Source organism: Micromonospora sp. NPDC005252, from assembly GCF_042872475.1.
Taxonomy (GTDB): Bacteria; Actinomycetota; Actinomycetes; order Mycobacteriales; family Micromonosporaceae; genus Micromonospora.
Genome location: NZ_JBIAKN010000001.1, coordinates 1,183,674 through 1,202,565 on the forward strand (window position 1 = coordinate 1,183,674; position 18,892 = coordinate 1,202,565).

The following is an 18,892-nucleotide window of genomic DNA, read 5'->3' on the forward strand; positions in this document are numbered from 1 at the left end:
CCGGGTCGGGCGCCCGGGCGGGGGTGCCTGGCGACCCCCCCGCGGACACTATAATGGTTCATTACCCCGGGGGGGCGGGGGGGGGCGGGGGCCGCGGGGGCCCCCCCCCCCCCCCACTTCCGTGCTGGGCACATCAGCGCCAAGATCTGCAGGTGCCCCTGCCCTGGGCGGAACGGGTCAGGCGCTCGGCACCGGTGCCAGGGCCGCCGCGAGGGCCTCGGCGTTTTTCTTGTCCACCCGGGGGAAAGTCAGCGTGACGCCGTCCCCGCCGGCGCCGAAGGCGAGGCGCAGCAGGCTCACGATGCCCATCTTCGCCTCGGCGAGTGCGACGTGTTCCCGGGGCACCTCGCCGAGTACACCGGTGCCGGGCCCGCCGAGGAAGGTCTGCGGCAGAAAGATCAGCCGCCGGTCGGTGAGGACGACGAACTGCTTCTTGGTCCGTGACAGCGCGTGGCCCACCGCCCCGGCGCCCGCGGTGATCAGTCCCTGCGAGACGACCGTCCCGAGTCGGCCGGCCGAGAAACTGCCGACCATCGCCCGGGTCGCGCTGACCGGCTGTTCCCCGGGTTGCAGGATCGACGCCACCCGCTCGAACGCGCGCGCCTGAAGCTTCTGGTTCATGTGGTCCCCTCCGTGTTTGACCGTGATCGCCGCTGATGCTCGCGGAGCAGGACACCCCCGGGCCATCCGTCGATCAGACGCATGATCATGACGGTCGGCCAGGGTCGGCGTCGGGTCACCCGCGGTTTCGGGCCGGCCCGCAGGGGCCGTCGTGGGCGTCGGGACGCCGGCACCGGCCCGCGCCGCCGAGCAGGGCGTCACAGAACACTCGGGTACGGAGGAACTGCGCGTCCTCCTCGCTGAGCGTCGTCTCCCCGAAGTCGACGACGGCGAGGTGACCGAGCGAGTCGCACAGTGCCACGGCCAGGGCGGTGGCGTCGTCGAGACTGGTCAGGGTGGTCGGTAGGTGGATGATCCACCGTGGCGCGGTCACCGCGTCCACCGGCAGGGCCACAGCGGCCGGGCCGCACGACGCTGCCGGTCCGGACAGGGCCAGCGCAGCCCACAGGTGCAGTACCGGCCCCACCGAGCCCAGTTGCGGCGATGCCTCGGCGTCATTGGCACCGACCCGACCTGCTTGCCCATCACGCCCACCTTCCTCGTGCCTGTTCACACTCTGGTGTGGACGCGGCTACCGTCGGAAGGTGGCGAGCGCCCTCAGCGCCGGGTGTGCCGATCCGCCGAGACGCGGTGATGGCTGGTGGTGACTGGTGGGCGAGATGTGGTGGAGGTGTGATGGACAGCGGCCCGGTGTCGACGCTGGAGTTTCTCGGGGCGGAGCTGCGACGGGCTCGCCGGGAGCGTGGGCTGAGCCAGGAGGAGTTGGCGCAGCGCATCAGCTACTCGTCGTCGCTGGTGGGGATGGTGGAGATCGGTCACCGCACCCCCTCGCAGGACTTCATCGCCCGGGTCGACGGGATATTGGAGGCCGGTGGGCTGTTCGAGCGACTGCTCACCCTGGTCCGGGCCGACGCCGCCCCGCCGTGGTTGCGTGAGTGGATCACCGTCGAACGGGAGGCGACCATGATCCGCTGGTTCGAGCCGTCGTTGATCCCCGGCCTCCTGCAGACCGAGGCGTACGCCCGGGCGGTGCTGCGCGGCGGGAGGATGCTGCGGGAGCCGGAGGTCGAGCAACGGGTGGGCTCACGGTTGGACCGGCAGTCGGTGCTGAGCCGGGAGCACCCGCCGGAGTTCGTGGCCGTCGTCGACGAGGCGGTGCTGAGGCGGGGGATCGGCGCACCGGCCGTGATGGTGGCGCAGTTCGAGCACCTGCTCCAGATCACCGAGCAGCCGCACGTGGACCTCTACGTCGTGCCGGCCGGGGCGGGCATGCATGCCGGGTTGGCGGGTCCGTTCATCCTGGCCCGGACACCGGACAGCGGTGAGGTCGCGCACCTCGACACCGCGGTGCGCGCGCACGTGACCGATCGCCCGGAGGACGTTGATAACCTTCAGCGCAGGTGGGAGAGCCTGCGGGGCGAGGCGTTGCCCCGGCGGGCCTCACGGGATCTCGTGCGGGAGCTGGCGAAGTCATGGACCTGACCGGTGCGGTGTGGCGCACGTCCACCCGCAGCGACAACGGGGGCTCCACCTGTGTGGAGGTGGCCACCAATCTGTCGCACCTGGTCGGCGTACGCGACAGCACGGACCGGCACGGGCCGGTGCTGACCTTCACCCCCTCGGCCTGGGCCGCCTTCATCGAGTTCACGGTGGTCAGCCAACCCTCGCGATGACCGCGCCCTGTCAGCCGCAGATCTTGGACAGTTTCCGTTCGGACCTAACGGAAACTGTCCAAGATCTATTCGTGCCGTGCGGGATGCTGCGGATCGAGCGGCGGCGGACTCGGTGTGCGATGACGTGCTGCGGGGGCTGCGGTGGCTAGGCTGACCTGAGCATGATGGTCCGCTGAGGGGGTGAGCCCGGATGGCCCAGGCAGCGTTCGCGCCGGAGCCGGCGCCGCAGCACACCGAGCCGTCGTTCGACGTGCTGCGGTGGCACGACGAGCCGTGGACCGCGCAGCTCGCCCTCGACCTGTTGCCGGAGACCAACGGCCCCAAGGTTGAGGTCCTGAGCGGAAGCGTGATCGTGACACCACACGCGGGAATCGACCACCAGTCGGTCGAGAGGGAACTGCCCTACGTGCTGCACCGTGCTGCGCGAAAGGCCGGCTTCTGGGTCTATCCGGAGATCAACGTCCTCTCCGGGGATGATCTCTTTATTCCAGACATCGTTGTGCTGCGCAGCTCCGGGGGTGGCCGCACGACGGTTCCCATCGTCGAGGCGGTGCTACTGGGGGAGATCGTTTCGCCGGGCAACCGACGCAAGGACGTGATCGACCGGCCCCGGGAGTACGCGGCTGCCGGAGTTCCGTTCTTCCTCCGGGTGGACCTGCGCAATCGGGTACCGACACTGGCTCTGTTCGAGCTGGTCAACGGGGAGTACCGGCCGGTGGCCGCCGCAGCAGCGGGCAGCACCTTCGCGATGCGCGAGCCCTTCGAGTTCTCCATCGATCCGGCCGAACTGCTGGACGAGGAGGCGGTCCCAGAAGAGTCCGGCACCTCTTGATCGACACGGTTTCGGCGATGTGGGGGTGTCCGAGAGGTGCGGATACCCCGAGATCGGCGATCTGGAGTTGATCATGGCCGACAGCGGCGCGCGGGGAGGGCTGAGGCTCCCAGCGGGCGTGCAGCGGCGGTGGGGGAGAATGGCCTCGTGACTTCCCCCCGCGACCTTGTTCTGCTCGGGTCCACCGGTTCGATCGGCACGCAGGCCATCGACATCGTCCGGCGCAACCCGGACCGGTTCCGGGTGGTGGCGCTCGGCGCCGGCGGTGGCAACGTCGAGTTGCTCGCCGCGCAGGCCCTCGAACTGGGCGTCGAGGCGGTCGGGGTGGCCAAGGCATCCGCGGCGCAGGACCTGCAACTCGCGTTCTACGCGGAGGCGAGCCGCCGGGGCTGGGCCACCGGCGACTTCAAACTTCCCAAGATTGTCGCCGGGCCGGACGCCATGACCGAGTTGGCGCAGTGGCCGTGCGACGTCGTGCTCAACGGCGTGGTCGGCTCGCTGGGCCTCGCTCCTACGCTGGCCGCGCTGCGCGGTGGTCGTACTCTCGCGTTGGCCAACAAGGAGTCGCTCGTGGCCGGCGGCCCGCTGGTCAAGGCCGCGGTGACGCGGCCGGGGCAGATCGTGCCTGTCGACTCGGAGCACTCGGCGCTGGCCCAGTGCCTGCGGTCCGGGTCGCGCGGCGAGGTGCGGCGGCTGATCGTCACGGCCAGCGGTGGCCCGTTCCGGGGTCGACGGCGCGACGAGTTGACGCAGGTCACACCGGAGCAGGCGCTTGCGCACCCGACCTGGAACATGGGGCCGGTCGTCACGATCAACTCGGCCACCATGGTCAACAAGGCCCTTGAGGTGATCGAGGCGCACGAGTTGTTCGACGTGCCGTACGCCGACATCACCGTGATGGTGCACCCGCAGTCGGTGATCCACTCGATGGTCGAGTTCACCGACGGGTCGACGATCGCCCAGGCCAGCCCACCGGACATGCGGCTGCCGATCGCGCTGGGCATCGGCTGGCCCGACCGGGTGCCCGAGGCGGCCACCGCCGTCGACTGGACGGCCGCGCACACCTGGGAGTTCGCGCCGCTCGACGACGAGGCATTCCCGGCCGTGGCCCTGGCCAAGGCCGCCGGGGAGGCCGGGCGCTGCCGCCCGGCGATCTACAACGCGGCCAACGAGGAGTGCGTGGCGGCGTTCGTGGCGGGCCGACTGCCGTTCCTCGGCATCGTCGACACCCTCGAACGCGTGTTGGAGGACGCTCCGGACTTCGCCGAACCAGGTACCGTCGAGGACGTGCTCGCGGCCGAGTCGTGGGCGCGCGCGCACGCGCAGGAGATCATCGCGGGTTCGGTGGAAGGAGCTTGATGTCGTACCTGCTCGGGGTGGTCCTCTTCGCCCTGGCCATCCTCATCTCGGTGAGTCTGCACGAGGCGGGGCACCTGCTCACCGCCAAGATGTTCGGGATGAAGGTCACCAAGTACTTCGTCGGCTTCGGTCCCACCATCTGGTCGTTCCGACGGGGCGAGACCGAGTACGGCCTCAAGGGCATTCCCCTCGGCGGTTTCTGCAAGATCGTCGGGATGACGCCGCAGGACGACGACGTCGAGCCGGGCGACGAGTCGCGGGTGATGTGGCGCTACCCGGTGTGGAAGCGCACCATCGTGATGGCCGCCGGGTCGATCACGCACTTCGCGCTCGCGCTGATCACCATCTGGATCCTCGCCGTCTCCGCCGGCCTGCCCAACCCGGACTTCCCCACCACTGACGCGCAGGCCCGCAAGGAGCCGGCGGTCATCCAGCTCAGCCCCTGCGTGGTGCCGGAGAACACGCTGCGGGAGTGCACCCCCGCTGACGCGGCCAGCCCGGCCGCTCAGGCCCAACTGCGCGACGGCGACCGGATCACCTCGATCAACGGCACCCCGATCAGCAACTACGGCGACCTGCTGACCACGCTGCGCAGTCTCAAGCCGGGCGACACCACGCGGATCGAGTACGTCCGCGACGGGCAGGCGGGCAGCACCAGCACGGTGCTCGCGCAGACCCAGCGTCCGCCCCTGGACGACCCGAAGGGCGCCGCCGCGCCGGTGGCCGCGCTCGGCGTCGGCCTCGTGCCCAGCACCCCCACCCGCGTGACGTACGGGCCGGTCGGCGCCTTCGGGGCCACCGCCGACTTCACCGGCCAACTCGCCGTCGGCACCGCGCAGGCGTTGCAGCGCATCCCGCAGAAGGTCCCCGCCCTGTGGACCGCCCTCACCGGTGGCGAGCGGGACGTGGACACCCCGATCAGCGTGGTCGGCGCCAGCCGGCTCGGCGGGGAGGCCGTGCAGAACAACGCCTGGCTGGTCTTCTTCATGCTCTTCGTGTCGCTGAACTTCTTCATCGGGGTGTTCAACCTGCTGCCGCTTCTCCCGGTGGACGGCGGCCACATCGCCATCGCCTGGTTCGAACGGGCCCGCTCCTGGGTCTACGCGCGGATCGGCCGGGCCGACCCGGGCCGGGTCGACTACCTCAAACTGATGCCCTTCACGTACGCGGTGATCCTGATCGGTGGCGCGTTCACGCTGCTCACCATCGCCGCGGACGTGGTCAACCCCATCACGCTCTTCTCAAGGTGAGTGCCTGAAGTGACCGCTATCAGTCTCGGTATGCCCGCCGTGCCGCCCCCGCCGCTCGCTCCCCGCCGGGCCAGCCGCCAGATCATGGTCGGTTCGGTGCCCGTCGGCGGCGGTGCGCCGGTGTCCGTGCAGTCGATGACCACGACCCTCACCTCCGACGTCAACGCGACCCTGCAGCAGATCGCTGAGCTGACCGCGTCCGGCTGCCAGATCGTCCGGGTGGCGGTGCCGTCCCAGGACGACGTCGAGGCGCTGCCCGCGATCGCCAAGAAGTCGCAGATCCCGGTGATCGCCGACATCCACTTCCAGCCCAAGTACGTCTTCGCCGCGATCGACGCGGGCTGCGCGGCGGTCCGGGTCAACCCGGGCAACATCCGCCAGTTCGACGACAAGGTCAAGGAGATCGCTCGTGCCGCGGGGGATGCGGGGGTGCCGATCCGGATCGGCGTCAACGCGGGCTCGCTGGACAAGCGCCTGCTGACCAAGTACGGCAAGGCCACCGCCGAGGCGCTCGTCGAGTCGGCGCTGTGGGAGTGCTCGCTGTTCGAGGAGCACGGCTTCCGCGACATCAAGATCTCGGTCAAGCACAACGACCCGGTCGTGATGATCCGCGCGTACCGGCAGCTCGCCGAGCAGTGCGACTACCCGCTGCACCTCGGCGTCACCGAGGCCGGGCCGGCCTTCCAGGGCACCATCAAGTCGGCGGTGGCGTTCGGTGCGCTGCTCGCCGAGGGGATCGGCGACACGATCCGGGTTTCGCTGTCCGCCCCGCCGGTCGAGGAGATCAAGGTCGGCAACCAGATCCTGGAGTCGCTGGGCCTGCGCGAGCGCGGTCTGGAGATCGTCTCCTGCCCGTCCTGCGGGCGGGCCCAGGTGGATGTCTACAAGCTCGCCGAGGAGGTCACCGCCGGCCTGGAGGGGCTGCCGGTGCCGCTGCGGGTCGCCGTGATGGGCTGCGTCGTGAACGGCCCGGGCGAGGCCCGCGAGGCCGACCTCGGCGTCGCCTCCGGCAACGGCAAGGGCCAGATCTTCGTCAAGGGCCAGGTCGTCAAGACGGTGCCCGAGGCGCAGATCGTGGAGACGCTGATCGAGGAGGCGCTGCGCATCGCCGACGAGATGGGCGCCGAGCTTCCCGAGGAGCTGCGCGGGCTGGTCACCGGCCCGACCGTCACCGTGCACTGAGTCAGTCCGAAGAACGCGGGCCGTTCCCCCTCGGGGAGCGGCCCGCATTCGTTCTGGCGCATCTCACTCGGATTCGGCGAGGATCGCGTACAGCTTGCGCCGGGTCTCGTCGAGCACCTGGGCGGCCCGCTCACGCTGGTCGTCGGTGCCGTTCATCATCACCTGGCGCAGGGCGTTCATCGCCTGCGCGCCGGAGTCGCGGATGTCGTGCCAACTGCTCACGGTGCCCTGGGCGACGTCCGCCCACGCCGGGGTCTGCGCGGCCGCGGTGGCCTCCGCCTGCCCGGCCTCGGTGACCGTGAACCGCTTGCGCCCACCGCTGGACTCCTCGGTGCTGGCGGCGATCACACCCTCGTCCTCCAGGAGCTGAAGGGTGGGGTAGATCGAACCCGGGCTGGGCCGCCAGGCGCCGCCGGTGCGGGAGTCGATCTCCTGGATCATCTCGTAGCCGTGCATCGGCCGCTCGGTGAGCAGGGCCAACACCGCGCCACGGACGTTGGGGCGTCGGCCCCTGCCCCGTCCGCGACCGCGTCCGCCCCAGGGGCCGCCGTGTTCGTGGCCGTGACCATGCGGGCCGGGCGGGACCGGCGGGAAGCCGAAGCCCCGCATCCGGGCCTCGTGCATCGGGTGGTGCTGTCGATGGAACCTCATGAGGTTCTTCCTCTCTGCGTACTGTCGCTGATGCATCAACGATATATCGGCAATGCATCGCCGACAAGCTCCTATCTGCAAACCGTACGTACGTCTTGTTAAAGTGTCCGGCATGCGCCTGCTCCCACCGCCCGGTCCGGCCCGGATCCTCACCCTCAGCACCCTGATCAAGACCGTCGGGCGGGGCCTGTGGCTGGTCGCCAGCGCGCTCTTCCTCACCCGCTCGGTCGGCCTCTCGGCCACCCAGGTGGGTGTCGGCCTGACCATCTCGGCGCTCGTCGGCGTGCTCGCGAGCGCACCGAGCGGCTACCTGGCCGATCGCGTCGGGCCGCGCGGCGCACAGGTCGGCGGGCTGATCGCGGCCGGCGTCCTGACCGCCGGCCTGATCGCCGTCCGATCGTTTCCCGCCTTCCTGCTGGTCGGCGCCGCCACGGCGCTCGCCGACGCGGTCGACCGCGGCGCCCGGGGAGCGCTCATCGCCGGCGCGATCCCGGCCGACCAGCGGGTGCACACCCGCGCCTACCTGCGGGCCACGACCAACGTCGGGATCTCCGTCGGCGCCGTCCTGGGCGGCTTCGCCATCGCCGCCGACACCCGCGCCGGCTACCTCGCGCTGATCCTGACCACGGCGGCGGCGTCGCTGGCCGCAGCGGCGATCTCCGTCCGGCTGCCCACCGTCGCACCCGTCGCCGCCCCGACGCGAGGACCCCGGCTGGTCGCCCTACGGGACCGCCCGTTCCTCGCCTTCACCCTGCTCGACGGGCTGATGTCCATGCACTTCAGCCTGCTCACCCTCGCTCTGCCGTTGTGGATCGCCGGGCACACCACCGCACCGGCCTGGATGATCTCGGTGTTGACGCTTGTCAACACCGCGCTGGTGGTGCTCCTGCAGGTACGCGCGGCACGCAGCGCCGTCACCCTGCCGGGGGCCGCCCGCGCGTCCCGCCGGGCGGGGGTCGTCATCGCCCTGGCCTGCGTACTGTTCGCCGCCAGCGGTGCGCTGCCCACACCGGGCGCCATCGGCCTGCTCTGCTGCGGGTCGTTGGCGCACGTGATCGGGGAGCTGTGGCACTCCGCCGCCGGATGGGGGATCTCCTTCGGGCTGGCGCCCGCCGACGCGCAGGGGCAGTACCAGGGGACGTACGGCATGGGTTACGAGCTGGGCAAGATGCTCGCGCCCGTCGTGGTGACCAGCCTCGCCCTCGGTTGGGGCGTACCGGGATGGCTCGCGCTGGGTGGGCTGTTCCTCCTGCTCGGTGCCCTGGTGCCCCCGGTCGTCCGGTGGGCCGGCCGGACCCGTCCGACCAGCCCGGTCGCCGAGCCGATGACCGTGTGACGGCGGGCTCGCCACTCGGCCGGCGGGGCGGGGGGTCGATCTGGCAGGCTGGTAGGCGTGCTGACGGTGCCGGTACGGCAACTGGGGGAATCGGAGCGCCGCGCGGTCGAGCGCCTGCTCGACCGTGACCCGTTCGCGGGCGCGCAGGTCGCGGAGCGCATCGCCGCGCGCGGGCTCTCCTGGTGGCGCGCCGAAGGGCGGATCCTGGGGTACGGCGCCCGGCGCAACCTCGAATCGCTGTGCTGGCTCGGTGGCAACCTGACGCCGGTGCTCGCCACCGACGCCGCCGTGTCCGCCTTCGCCGACCTGCTCGCGGGGGAGGAGCGGCTCTGCTCCTCCATCGTCGGCCGTGCCGACGCCGTCCTCGGCCTCTGGGACCGGCTCTCCGACACGTGGGGCCCGGCCCGCGACGTCCGGCCCAACCAGCCGCTGCTGGCCACCGACACACTGCCGGCCGTACCGGCCGATCCAGAGGTACGCCGCGTCCGCTCCGGCGAGGTCGACAGGCTCTTTCCGGCGGCGGTCGCCATGTACACCGAGGAGGTCGGTGTCTCCCCGCTGGCCGAGGACGCCGGCCGCAGTTACCGCCGCAGGGTCAACGACCTGGTCCGCGCCGGCCGCGCGTACGCCCGGTTCGTCGACGGCAAGGTCGTGTTCAAGGCCGAGCTGGCCGTGGTGACCAAACGGACCGCTCAGGTCCAGGGCGTCTGGGTCGCACCGGAGTGGCGGGGCCGCGGCATCGCCGCCGCCGCGATGGCCGCCGTCGTACGCGACGCGCTGCTCCGGGTCGCCCCCACGGTCAGCCTGTACGTCAACGACTTCAACCTGCCGGCTCGTCGGGTGTACGAGCGCTGCGGCTTCCAGCCGGTCGGCACGCTCGCCACCGTGCTCTTCTGACCCGAGCCGGGGCTGGGTATGCCGATGGCCGGCACCCCGGGTTCGGGGTGCCGGCCATTGGTTCGTGCGGTCAGCTGTTCCAGTGCTGGGCGACGAGGTCGGTGGCCTGCTGCTCCCACTGGGCGTAGGCGTCCGGGTAGGCGGAGACCTGTACGGTCTGGGCGGCCTGGGTCAGGGGCATGTCCTGCCAGCCGTCGACCTGCTTGAGGCCCTTGAGGAATGCGGTGGTGGAGTACTCGGGGTTGGTGATCTGCTCCGGGGTGCCCCAACCACTGGAGGGGCGCTGCTGGAACAGGCCCAGCGAGTCGTGGTCGTTCATGTCGCCGAGGTGGCCGAGGTTCTCCAGCTTCGATTCCTGCAGGCTCGTGGCGATCGAGATGACCGCGGCCCGTTCGGGCAGGCCGGCCTTCTTCGTGGCGGCGATGATCGCCTTGGCGTTGGCGGTCTGCTCGCCGTTGAGGCTGATGTGCGACTGGTCGCCCTGCGGCTTCGACACTGCCGTCTGCACGGCGGCGACGGGCTTGGCGTCGGTGGCGGGGTTGGCGTGGGCGGCGATCGGGCCGGCGAAGACACCACCGGCGAACGCGAGACCAGCAACGGACAGCATGCTCTTACGGAAGATCGTGTTCATGGGGGTAGCTCCTTCGGCGGTAGGAACACCACACGCCACCACACGGGGGTGGGTGACGCGGGTGTGAGCACCTCGTCGGGCGCTGCACTATCAAGCGGGGAAAGTTTGGGGGCGGCCTACGGGCTGATCGCTCGTGGCACCGGGGGCGGCAGCCTACGAGCGGGGGGCTCGTGGCGCCGGGACCGTGTGTAACGACCGTCGGGCCGGGGGGATTCCCGGGGCGGCCCGCGAGTGGGGCTCGTGGCGCCGGGACCGTGTGTAACGACCGTCGGGCCGGGGTCATTCCCGGGCCCTCGCCGGGGCCGAATAGCGGACCCGGGGGCGAGCCCACGGTCGTTCGGGGGTCTGCAACGACCCGGCCCGGCCGGCCATTCCCCCGCCGGTTGAGCGGGCGGGGCGGCTGGCCGTGGTCCTGCGATCGTCAGGGTATGTAACGACCCCCGGCCCGCCACGATTCCAGCCCACGGATGCGACCGGTCACACCCCAGCAGCCCCCCGAAACGGACATCCCGCACCGACGGCCCTCCGGCAACGGATGTCCCGCCACACGACGGCCCCCCAGACCGGACATCCCGCCCCGACGGTCTCTCGGAAACGGACATCCCGCCCATTCGGGGCGGTGGACGCCGTCGACAGGGTGCGTGCGGGCGGTGATCGACTCGGGATCGCCGATGTCGGGGTGTCCGGGGCGGGTTGATACCCCGACATCGCCGATCTCGTGTTGATCAAGCCGGAGCGGCGGAGCCGGCCGTGTGGCTCGCATCCACGCTCCCGTGATGACCGGGATCACGCGTCCCAGACGGGCGCGAACCCGACCATCACGCCTATGCTGGGTCATGTTTTTAGACTGACTAGTCAGTACAGTGATCGGGGTGGGCGTGGTGGTCGTCGAGGCGAGGGGTCTTGGCCTGCGTACCTCTCGGGGGTGGGTTTTTCGGGGTGTCGACCTTGCGGTCAACGCGGGTGAGCTGCACGCGATCGTCGGGGCCCCCGGTAGCGGACGGACCTCTCTGCTTCTCGCCCTGGCGAACCGCTTCCCCACGAGCGAAGGGCAGTTGGAGCTCCGTGCGGTGGCGGCGCTCGGTCAGGTGGCCGGGGTGCACGAGCACGACCCGGAGCTGACGGTCGCCGAGCACATCTCGGAACGACTGTCGCTGCTCGGGCGGCGAGCTGACCGTGCCGGGCCGACGGCCCTTCGTCCGGGTGCGGCAGGCGAGTTCGCAGCTGCCGAGCTTGCCGACGCTGCCGAGCTTGCCGACCCTGCCGAAGGCGAAGGCGAAGGCCAAGGCGAAGGCCAAGGCGGGGGCGAAGGCCAAGGCCAAGGCGGAGGCGAAGGCGGGGGCGGACGCGACCGAAGGTCGACGGGCCGTCGCGGGTTCTTCGGGTACGGCACGGTGGGCGGTCGACCGACTGGCCGGCGCCGGTCGCCGAGGCAGGGCCGGCGGGACGCGGTCGCCGCCGTGATCGAAGGCGCCGGACTGGGCACGGACGTCCCGCTCGACCCGGCCAGCCGAGGACGGGACCTGACCCCGGTGCAGCGCCAGATACTCGGGCTGGTGCTCGCCACCCTCGCGGGGCCGGGGTTGATCCTCGCCGACGACATCGACGCGGGTACGGACGGTGCGGACCGTGCCCTGCTCTGGGACCTTCTCGGTCGGCTGACCGACCGGGGCATCGCGGTGGTGGTGACCGCCCGCGAGGTGGAACCGCATTCGCCGTCGATCGTGCACCGACTGGGCCCACGAGTAACCGCTGCTGCCGACCAGTACACCGAGGTGAACCGATGAGTGTTGTCCGACTGGCCTGGTTCGAGTTGCGCCGGATGACCCGGGGCCGGCTGCCGCGCGCCGCGCTGGCCGTGCTGACCGTCGTGCCGCTGCTGTACGGGGCGCTCTACCTCTACGCCTTCTGGGATCCGTACGGAAAGATGGACCGGATTCCGGTCGCCCTGGTGAACGCCGACCGGCCGGCGACGGCCAGCGACGGGTCGGTGGTGCACGCCGGGCAGGACCTGACCGACGAGCTGATCGACCGCCGGGTGTTCGGCTGGCAGGTCACCGATGCCGAGGACGCCGACGCGGGGTTGCGCAGCGGCCGGTACCACCTGGTGTTCTCCATTCCGGCGGACTTCTCGGCCACGCTCGCCGCGAGCCCCGAGCCCGGCCAGCCGGCCCATCGGGGCGAGCTGAAGGTGGTCAACGACGACGCCACCAACTACCTGTCGGGTCTGCTCGCCCGTTCGGCGTTCAGCGAGATCCGGGCCGCCGCGGCGGAGAGCGCCGCGTCCGGTTACTTCGCCCGGATGCTGGTGGGCTTCACCGATGCCAAGGCCGAGACGGGTCGGGCCGCCGACGGCGCCGGTCAGCTCGCCGACGGGCTGGGCAGCTCCGAGGCGGGCGCGGGTCGGATCGCCGACGGGTTGGACAGCTCGGCCGACGGTGCCGGACAGGTCGCCGACGGGTTGGACAGCTCCGCCGCCGGGGCGGGCCGGCTCTCCGCCGGCCTGGACGCGAGCGCGCGGGGCGCCGACGAGTTGGCCACCGGGCTGGATCAACTGCGGACCGGCGCCGCGCAGCTCGCCGACGGCACCGCGCGGGCCGCGACGGCGACCCGCGCGGTGGCCAGCAGGGTGGACGGTGCGGCCGCGAGGATCGAGCCGGTCCTGCGGGAGAACGCCGAGCGGATCGAGCGGTCGGCGACGGCCATCGCCGACGGGGCGCAGGCGCTCGCCGACGGCCTGGATGCTCTGCCGCAGCGTGCGCAGAAGGCCCAGGCCCAGGCCCAGGTGGTGCGCGATCGGCTCGACGCCCTGGTTGCCGCGCACCCGGAGTTGGCCGACGATCCGGACGTCGTCGCCGCAAGGGCGGCCGCGGTGGCAGGAGTCGAGGCGGCGCGGGCGGTCGTCGATGGTCTCGATCAGGCCGACCTGACCGCGCTGCGCGAGCGGATGAGCGCGGTGGCCGCCACGGCGCGGCAGATCGCCGCCGCGGCGCCGCACCTGGCCGACGACGTGGCCGCCGCACGTGGCAAGGTCGACGAGCTGGCGGCCGGGCTGGGCACCCTCGCCGACGGCAGCGCCGAGCTGCGCGACGGTCTCGGCGACGCGGCGACCGGGGCCGATCAGCTGCGCGGCGGGCTGTTCCGCCTGGCCACCGGGGCCCGCGAGCTGGACGGCGGGCTCGACCGGCTCAGCGCCGGCGGCGACCGGCTCGCCGACGGCCTGATCCGGCTGGAGAGCGGCGCCGGCGAGTTGGCCTCCGGGCTGACCCGGCTGGGCGGCGGGGCCGGCGACCTCGCCGACGGCCTGGCCGACGGCGAGAAGAAGATTCCGGGGTACGACGACGCGGACGCCCGCTCCGGCGTCCTCGGCGATCCGGTGTCCCTGGACCGCTCGGCCCGCCACCCGGCCGGCTCGTACGGGGTCGGCTTCGCGCCGTACTTCCTCGGTCTGGCGCTCTGGGTCGGCGCGATGATCACGTACATGCTGCTGCGGCCGGTCAACCGGCGGCACGTCATGTCCGGCGCACCCGCCTGGCGGGTCGCGCTGGCCGGTTTTCTGCCCGCCGCGGCGGTCGGGCTGGCCCAGGCCGGTGTGCTCTTCACCGTGGTGACACTGGTGTTGGGGCTGGACCCGGTGCACCCCGCCGCGACGCTGGGTCTGCTGGCGCTGGTCTCGCTCGCCTTCACCGCGATCATGCAGTGGCTGGGCGCCCAGCTCGGCCCCGCCGGGCGGCTCGCCGCGCTGGCCCTGCTGATGCTCCAGCTCACGTCCTCGGGCGGCACCTACCCGGTCCAGACCTCGCCCGGCTTCTTCCAGGCGATTCACCCCTGGTTGCCGATGAGCTACGTGGTGGCGGGGCTGCGGCACACCATCAACGGCGGCCCGGCCGGCCCGGTGGTGACGGCGGCGCTCGTGCTGCTCGGCTTCGCGGTGGCGGCGCTGGCCCTGACCACCGGCGCGGCCCGTCGCTCACGCCGGCTCACCCCGGCGAAGCTGCACCCCGAGCTGACCATGTGAGGATGGGCCGGTGACGGACGGACGGTCGAGGCGGCGGGAGGACACGCGTCAGCGGCTCTTCGTCGCCGCGGTGGACCTCATCGCCGAGCGCGGTTTCTCCGCGACCACGGTGGACGACATCGCGGCCCGGGCCGGTGTCGCGAAGGGCACGGTCTACTACAACTTCGAGTCCAAGACGGTGCTCTTCGAGGAGTTGTTGCGCCACGGCATCGGCCTGCTCACCGCCGAGTTCCGGGCGGCGGTCGCCGGGCAGCCGCCGCGCGCCGCGCTGGCGGCCCTGGTCCGCGCCGAACTGGAGTACATCCGCCGGTACCGGGCCTTCGCCCAACTGCTGCTGTCGGAGATGTGGCGGACCAACCGGGAGTGGCAGCAGACGTTGCGACTGCTGCGCGGCGAGGCGATCGCGGTGATCGCCGAGACCGTGCGGGCCGGGGTGGACAGCGGGGACCTGCCGGCCGATCTGGACGTGCCCACCGCCTCCTCGGCGCTGTTCGGGGTGGGCCTGGTGGTGGCCGTGGACTGGCTGGTGTTCCAGCCCGACCGGCCCATCGCCGACGTGCAGGAGGCGCTGCTCGGCATCGTGCGCCGGGTCGCTCAGACCTGACCGCAAGTCCTGCTCAGGGCGGGTAAATCGGTTGAGTCGACGGGGCTGCGGCCGGCACGCTGGGTGTTCCGCCACCCACGTCCGGAGGAACTCCGATGCGCCTGCTCCGTGATCTGTGGGGCACCTCGCCGCGCCGTCTGACGCTCGTGGCCGTCCTGATCGTGCTCGGCGCCGCCGGTCAGGCGGGCGCGTCGGCGCTCGCCGGCGCCGTGCTCGTACACCGGTCGACAAGCTCCTTCGCGGTCCTGGCCGCGGCGCTGGCCGCCGTGGTGCTCAGCGATCTCGTGGTGAGCCTGTTGATGGCCGGGCTCACCGCCGACTGGTCCGCGGACGTCCGTCGGCGGCTCTGCCGGGTCGCGCTCGGGCAGGACCTGCCGAGCCTCGAGACCACGCCGGTGGGCGAGCTGCTCGACCGCATCGACGGGGACGTCTACCAGGTGGCGTCGGCGGTACGTAACCAGGGCTCGCGCCTCGCCCAGGGGCTCTGCGTCGGCCTGCTGTCGATGGTGGTGGCGCTGGCCGTGTGGTGGCCGGCCGGGATAGCGATGCTGCTGCTCACGGTGCTGCTGGGGGTGGGGCTGCGCCGGCCCACGGCGCGGATCGGCCCCGCTCGGATGGTCGAGGAGGAGGCCTGGTCGGACCTGGCCGCCGTGATGGAGGAGGCGGTGCACGGTCAGGACGACGTGCGGACCAGCCTGGCCCAGCCGTACGTGCTGCGGCTGTACGCCCGGCGGGCCGCCGCCGTGCTGTCCCGCGGCCACCGGGTCTGGGTGCTGTCCGCCCGGGTGGCGACGGTCGCCACCGCGACGATCCGGGCCGGCGTCGGCGTGGTGGTGCTCGGCGGCGCCTGGGCCCTGGCCACCGACCGGGTCGACGCCGCCCGGCTCACCGCGATCTGGCTGCTCGCCCTGGCCTTCGGGGCCACCGCCGAACACGTCAGCCGGATGGTGCCCGAGCTACAGGAGGCCCTCGGCGCGTGGGCCCGGGTGCAGTTGCTCCAGAAGGCCCGGCAGGAGCCGGTCGGCGGGGCCAGTCCGGCCGAGGGTGACCTGCGCATCCGGGACCTGACGTTCGGATACGAGGTGAGCGGCCCGGAGAGCGGGCGGGGTCCGGCCCTGCGCGGGCTCAGCCTGACCTTCGCGCGCGGCCGGTCGTACGCCCTGATCGGGCGGACCGGGTCGGGTAAGTCGACCCTGGCGAAGGTGCTCACCAGGGCCGTGGACGTGCCGTCGGGCACCGTGTTCCTCGGCGGCACCGACCTGTGTGACCTCGACGTCGAAGAGCTGCGCCGCTGGGTGGCGCTGGTGCCGCAGCGCACCGAGATCCTGGCCGGCACGCTCGCCGAGAACGTCGCGCTCTACGACCCAGAGCTGCTCGACGCCGCCGCCCGGGCGTTGGACGAGCTGGGCCTGGCCGGCTGGATCGCCGAGCTGCCCGACGGGCTCGCGACCCGGCTGGGGGAGGGCGGGCACGTGCTCTCCGCCGGCCAGGAGCAGTTGGTGGCGTTCGCCCGGATCCTGGTGCGCGATCCGCACGTGGTGATCCTGGACGAGGCCACCGCGCGGCTGGACCCGGTGACCGAGGCGCGGGTGCAGCGGGCCACCGAACGGCTGCTGCGCGACCGGATCGGCATCGTCATCGCCCACCGGCTCTCCTCGGTGCGCCGCTGCGACGAGGTGGTGGTGCTGGCCGACGGCGCGGTGGTCGAGGCCGGCCCCCTGGAGACGTCGACGCGCTTCGCCGAGCTGCTGGCGACCAGCCACGCCGCCGTGTACGCCGGCGGGGCGTCGGCGTTCCGGTCCGGCGGCGGCACCGACCTGCTGACCGGCCCGCAGAACGCCGGTAGCGACCTGCTGACCGGCCCGCAGACCGCCAGCACCGACCTGTTGACCGGCCCGGACGCCGCTGGCGCCGACCTGTTGACCGGCTCCGAGACCGCCGGCACCCGGCCGGGCGCTGGTCCGGTCGGACCGGCCGTGACGGGTGAGCCGGGCCCGGCGGTGCGGGCCGAGCCGCTGCCGTTGCCACCGACCCCGCCGGCCCGCACGTTCCGGGAGATCATCCGGCTCTGCACCAACGATCCCCGGTACGGCGCGGCGGCGATCGCGCTGTTCCTCGGGCTCAGCCTGCTCGGGCTGGACGGCCCGCTGCTGCCGTGGCTCTGGGCCGACCTGGTCGACGGGACCGGCAACCCGTACCTGCCGGCGCTGGGCATCGTGGCCGGGCTGCTGGTCACCCTGCCGCTGCCGTACTACACCCACGTCTGGTTCCCCCACTGGTGGGTGCGGCAGATGCTGCGGATCGGCCTGCGTCTGGTGCACGGCCAGACCGGCCCGCGCCGGGTCAGCTCGCACACCCCGGCCGAGGTCGTGGCGCAGGGCGGTGACACCGAGCGCGTGGTGCAACTCGCCGACAACGTGCTCGACCAGTCCGTCGCGCTGGTCCTGGTGGTCGCCATGACGGCGGTCACCGGCAGCGTCGTACCGGGGCTGTTCTTCCTCGGCACGATGGTCGTCTCCGGGCTGGCCGCGACGCTGTTCGGTCCGAAGCTGGAGCGTGCCGCCCGGGCGACCGTGACGGCGCGGGCGGCGTTCGCCACCGCCCTGGTCTCGGCGCTCTCCGCGGCGCGGACGGTGAAGCTCGCCGGCGCCACGGCGGCGGTGCTGCGTCACCTCGCCGTCCTGGACGCGCTGCGCAGTGACCGGCAGCGACGGGAGATCTCCGTGCAGGTGTGGTCGCGGTCGACGCCGTCGGTGGCCAGTGGCCTGCTGCCGATCGGCGCGTGGGCCCTCTACCTGGGCGGCGAGCTGTCGGCCGGCGCGGTGCTGGTGGCGGTCTCCACGCTGGGCGCGGCCCGGTGGTTCGCCTGGACCACCGCGTCGTTGATCTCCCAGCTGCCGTCGGCGCGGGTGTGGACCCGCCGGACGGTGGCGATGACTGGCGTGGGCGCGTACACGGCGGCGGTGCCGGCGGTCGACCTGGCCGCCGGGACCGCGCCCGCGCCGACGTCGCCGCCCCGGCACCCGCTGTGCCGGTTGGAGCTGCGCCGCTTCTCGGTGGTGCACTCCGACGGCACGGTCGCCGTCCGGGACGTGGACCTGACGGTGCAGCGCGGGCAGTTGGTGCTGGTCGTGGGGCCGGTCGGGTCGGGCAAATCCTCGCTGCTGCGGGCGCTGGCCGGCATCGTGCACCACACCGGCGAGCTGTCGTGGAACGGCGACCCGGTCACCGAGCCCGAGCTGTTCCTGCGCCCCAACCAGGTCGGCTACGTCGGCCAGTTGCCCCGGGTGCTCTCCGGCACGGTGGCCGACAACATCGCGCTCGGCCACCAGGTGGACGCGGCCGGCGCGGTCAGCACCGCCCAGCTCGACCACGACCTGGCCGCCGCCGGCGGTGGGCTGGGTCTGCTCATCGGGCACAAGGGCACCCGGCTCTCCGGCGGCCAGCTACAGCGGCTGGCGCTGGCGCGGGCGCTGGCACCGCGTACCGAACTGCTGGTCGCCGACGACGTGTCGTCGGCGCTGGACGTCACCACCGAGCTGGCGCTGTGGCGGGCGCTGCGGGCGCACGGGGTGACCGTGGTCGGATCGACCGCGAAGCGTGCCGCGCTGGTCCGCGCCGACCACGTGGTGGTGTTGCACACCGGGGCGGTGGCGGCGCAGGGCACCTGGCGGGAGCTGGAGGGCGACTGGTCGCACCTGGCCGGCTGACGGTCGGGGGGGGGGGGGGGGGGGCCCCCCCCCCCCCCCCGGGGCCCCGCGGGGGGGGGGGGGGGGGGGGGGGGCGGGGTGGGCGCCGGCCGGCTGGGCGGGGGCGCGGCGGGGCGGGGTAGGGGGGC

Annotated in this window: 16 protein-coding genes; 12 read left to right on the plus strand and 4 right to left on the minus strand. The window is 72.6% G+C overall.

Annotation, left to right across the window (positions count from 1 at the left end; all coding sequences use genetic code 11):
* Positions 1–177: 177 nt before the first annotated feature.
* Both ACFYPH_RS05725 and ACFYPH_RS05730 read right to left on the minus strand, forming a co-directional pair.
* Positions 178–621 (minus strand): hypothetical protein, encoded by a 444-nt coding sequence (locus ACFYPH_RS05725; RefSeq protein WP_355067884.1) that lies wholly within the window; start codon positions 619–621, stop codon positions 178–180.
* 115 nt (positions 622–736) lie between these two features.
* A complete protein-coding gene (locus ACFYPH_RS05730) occupies positions 737–1,087 on the minus strand; it encodes a hypothetical protein (RefSeq protein ID WP_387179247.1) in 351 nt (116 codons plus the stop codon).
* Positions 1,088–1,296: 209 nt separating this feature from the next.
* On the opposite strand from ACFYPH_RS05730, the gene ACFYPH_RS05735 reads away from it, so the two are divergent.
* The 6 genes from ACFYPH_RS05735 to ispG all read left to right on the plus strand — a co-directional run bounded on the left by ACFYPH_RS05735 (position 1,297) and on the right by ispG (position 6,917).
* Complete coding sequence (locus tag ACFYPH_RS05735; protein WP_355133409.1) at positions 1,297–2,103, plus strand: helix-turn-helix transcriptional regulator; 807 nt, start codon at positions 1,297–1,299, stop codon at positions 2,101–2,103.
* Positions 2,094–2,294: a DUF397 domain-containing protein gene (locus tag ACFYPH_RS05740; RefSeq protein WP_354856341.1), complete on the plus strand. Its 201-nt coding sequence runs from the start codon at positions 2,094–2,096 to the stop codon at positions 2,292–2,294. Before ACFYPH_RS05735 ends, ACFYPH_RS05740 begins: the two co-directional genes overlap by 10 nt.
* A gap of 190 nt (positions 2,295–2,484) precedes the next feature.
* A complete protein-coding gene (locus ACFYPH_RS05745) occupies positions 2,485–3,126 on the plus strand; it encodes a Uma2 family endonuclease (RefSeq protein ID WP_387179251.1) in 642 nt (213 codons plus the stop codon).
* Positions 3,127–3,273: 147 nt separating this feature from the next.
* Positions 3,274–4,485 (plus strand): 1-deoxy-D-xylulose-5-phosphate reductoisomerase, encoded by a 1,212-nt coding sequence (gene dxr, locus ACFYPH_RS05750; protein ID WP_387179254.1) that lies wholly within the window; start codon positions 3,274–3,276, stop codon positions 4,483–4,485.
* Complete coding sequence (locus ACFYPH_RS05755; protein ID WP_354856336.1) at positions 4,485–5,735, plus strand: site-2 protease family protein; 1,251 nt, start codon at positions 4,485–4,487, stop codon at positions 5,733–5,735. The genes dxr and ACFYPH_RS05755 overlap by 1 nt, the downstream gene beginning before the upstream one ends.
* Before the next feature lie 9 nt (positions 5,736–5,744).
* On the plus strand, positions 5,745–6,917 hold the full coding sequence (gene ispG / locus ACFYPH_RS05760) for a flavodoxin-dependent (E)-4-hydroxy-3-methylbut-2-enyl-diphosphate synthase (RefSeq protein WP_354856334.1): 1,173 nt from the start codon (positions 5,745–5,747) through the stop codon (positions 6,915–6,917).
* A gap of 63 nt (positions 6,918–6,980) precedes the next feature.
* Here ispG and ACFYPH_RS05765 read toward each other — a convergent pair whose 3' ends face one another.
* Positions 6,981–7,568, minus strand: coding sequence for a PadR family transcriptional regulator (locus ACFYPH_RS05765; RefSeq protein WP_139586621.1), 588 nt, complete (start codon positions 7,566–7,568; stop codon positions 6,981–6,983).
* 112 nt (positions 7,569–7,680) lie between these two features.
* Here ACFYPH_RS05765 and ACFYPH_RS05770 point away from each other — a divergent pair, with 112 nt between their 5' ends.
* Positions 7,681–8,904: an MFS transporter gene (locus ACFYPH_RS05770; protein WP_355067889.1), complete on the plus strand. Its 1,224-nt coding sequence runs from the start codon at positions 7,681–7,683 to the stop codon at positions 8,902–8,904.
* 57 nt (positions 8,905–8,961) lie between these two features.
* The gene (locus ACFYPH_RS05775) at positions 8,962–9,801 is read left to right on the plus strand and encodes a GNAT family N-acetyltransferase (protein WP_354863316.1); all 840 of its coding nucleotides are present in this window, start codon (positions 8,962–8,964) and stop codon (positions 9,799–9,801) included.
* A 70-nt stretch (positions 9,802–9,871) separates the two neighbouring features.
* Here the strand turns inward: ACFYPH_RS05775 and ACFYPH_RS05780 are convergent, their stop codons facing one another.
* Positions 9,872–10,432: a hypothetical protein gene (locus ACFYPH_RS05780; RefSeq protein WP_387179259.1), complete on the minus strand. Its 561-nt coding sequence runs from the start codon at positions 10,430–10,432 to the stop codon at positions 9,872–9,874.
* Between the two features lie 872 nt (positions 10,433–11,304).
* On the opposite strand from ACFYPH_RS05780, the gene ACFYPH_RS05785 reads away from it, so the two are divergent.
* The 4 genes from ACFYPH_RS05785 (at position 11,305) to ACFYPH_RS05800 (ending at position 18,764) form a co-directional block, all read left to right on the plus strand.
* Positions 11,305–12,219, plus strand: coding sequence for an ATP-binding cassette domain-containing protein (locus tag ACFYPH_RS05785; RefSeq protein WP_354863314.1), 915 nt, complete (start codon positions 11,305–11,307; stop codon positions 12,217–12,219).
* Positions 12,216–14,450 (plus strand): YhgE/Pip family protein, encoded by a 2,235-nt coding sequence (locus tag ACFYPH_RS05790; protein ID WP_387179263.1) that lies wholly within the window; start codon positions 12,216–12,218, stop codon positions 14,448–14,450. The genes ACFYPH_RS05785 and ACFYPH_RS05790 overlap by 4 nt, the downstream gene beginning before the upstream one ends.
* Before the next feature lie 10 nt (positions 14,451–14,460).
* Complete coding sequence (locus ACFYPH_RS05795; RefSeq protein ID WP_354857591.1) at positions 14,461–15,054, plus strand: TetR/AcrR family transcriptional regulator; 594 nt, start codon at positions 14,461–14,463, stop codon at positions 15,052–15,054.
* A gap of 95 nt (positions 15,055–15,149) precedes the next feature.
* Positions 15,150–18,764, plus strand: a complete 3,615-nt coding sequence (locus ACFYPH_RS05800) for an ATP-binding cassette domain-containing protein (protein ID WP_387179266.1) — start codon at positions 15,150–15,152, stop codon at positions 18,762–18,764.
* Positions 18,765–18,892 lie beyond the last annotated feature (128 nt).

Bases quoted from the DNA above. Each gene is read 5' to 3' on its own strand.
- ACFYPH_RS05725 (WP_355067884.1), bottom strand. From the start codon at position 621: ATGAACCAGAAGCTTCAGGCGCGCGCGTTCGAGCGGGTGGCGTCGATC.
- ACFYPH_RS05745 (WP_387179251.1), top strand. From the start codon at position 2,485: ATGGCCCAGGCAGCGTTCGCGCCGGAGCCGGCGCCGCAGCACACCGAG.
- ACFYPH_RS05740 (WP_354856341.1), top strand. From the start codon at position 2,094: ATGGACCTGACCGGTGCGGTGTGGCGCACGTCCACCCGCAGCGACAAC.
- ACFYPH_RS05755 (WP_354856336.1), top strand. From the start codon at position 4,485: ATGTCGTACCTGCTCGGGGTGGTCCTCTTCGCCCTGGCCATCCTCATC.
- ACFYPH_RS05790 (WP_387179263.1), top strand. From the start codon at position 12,216: ATGAGTGTTGTCCGACTGGCCTGGTTCGAGTTGCGCCGGATGACCCGG.
- ACFYPH_RS05780 (WP_387179259.1), bottom strand. From the start codon at position 10,432: ATGAACACGATCTTCCGTAAGAGCATGCTGTCCGTTGCTGGTCTCGCG.
- ACFYPH_RS05800 (WP_387179266.1), top strand. From the start codon at position 15,150: ATGCGCCTGCTCCGTGATCTGTGGGGCACCTCGCCGCGCCGTCTGACG.
- ACFYPH_RS05770 (WP_355067889.1), top strand. From the start codon at position 7,681: ATGCGCCTGCTCCCACCGCCCGGTCCGGCCCGGATCCTCACCCTCAGC.
- ACFYPH_RS05765 (WP_139586621.1), bottom strand. From the start codon at position 7,568: ATGAGGTTCCATCGACAGCACCACCCGATGCACGAGGCCCGGATGCGG.
- ACFYPH_RS05735 (WP_355133409.1), top strand. From the start codon at position 1,297: ATGGACAGCGGCCCGGTGTCGACGCTGGAGTTTCTCGGGGCGGAGCTG.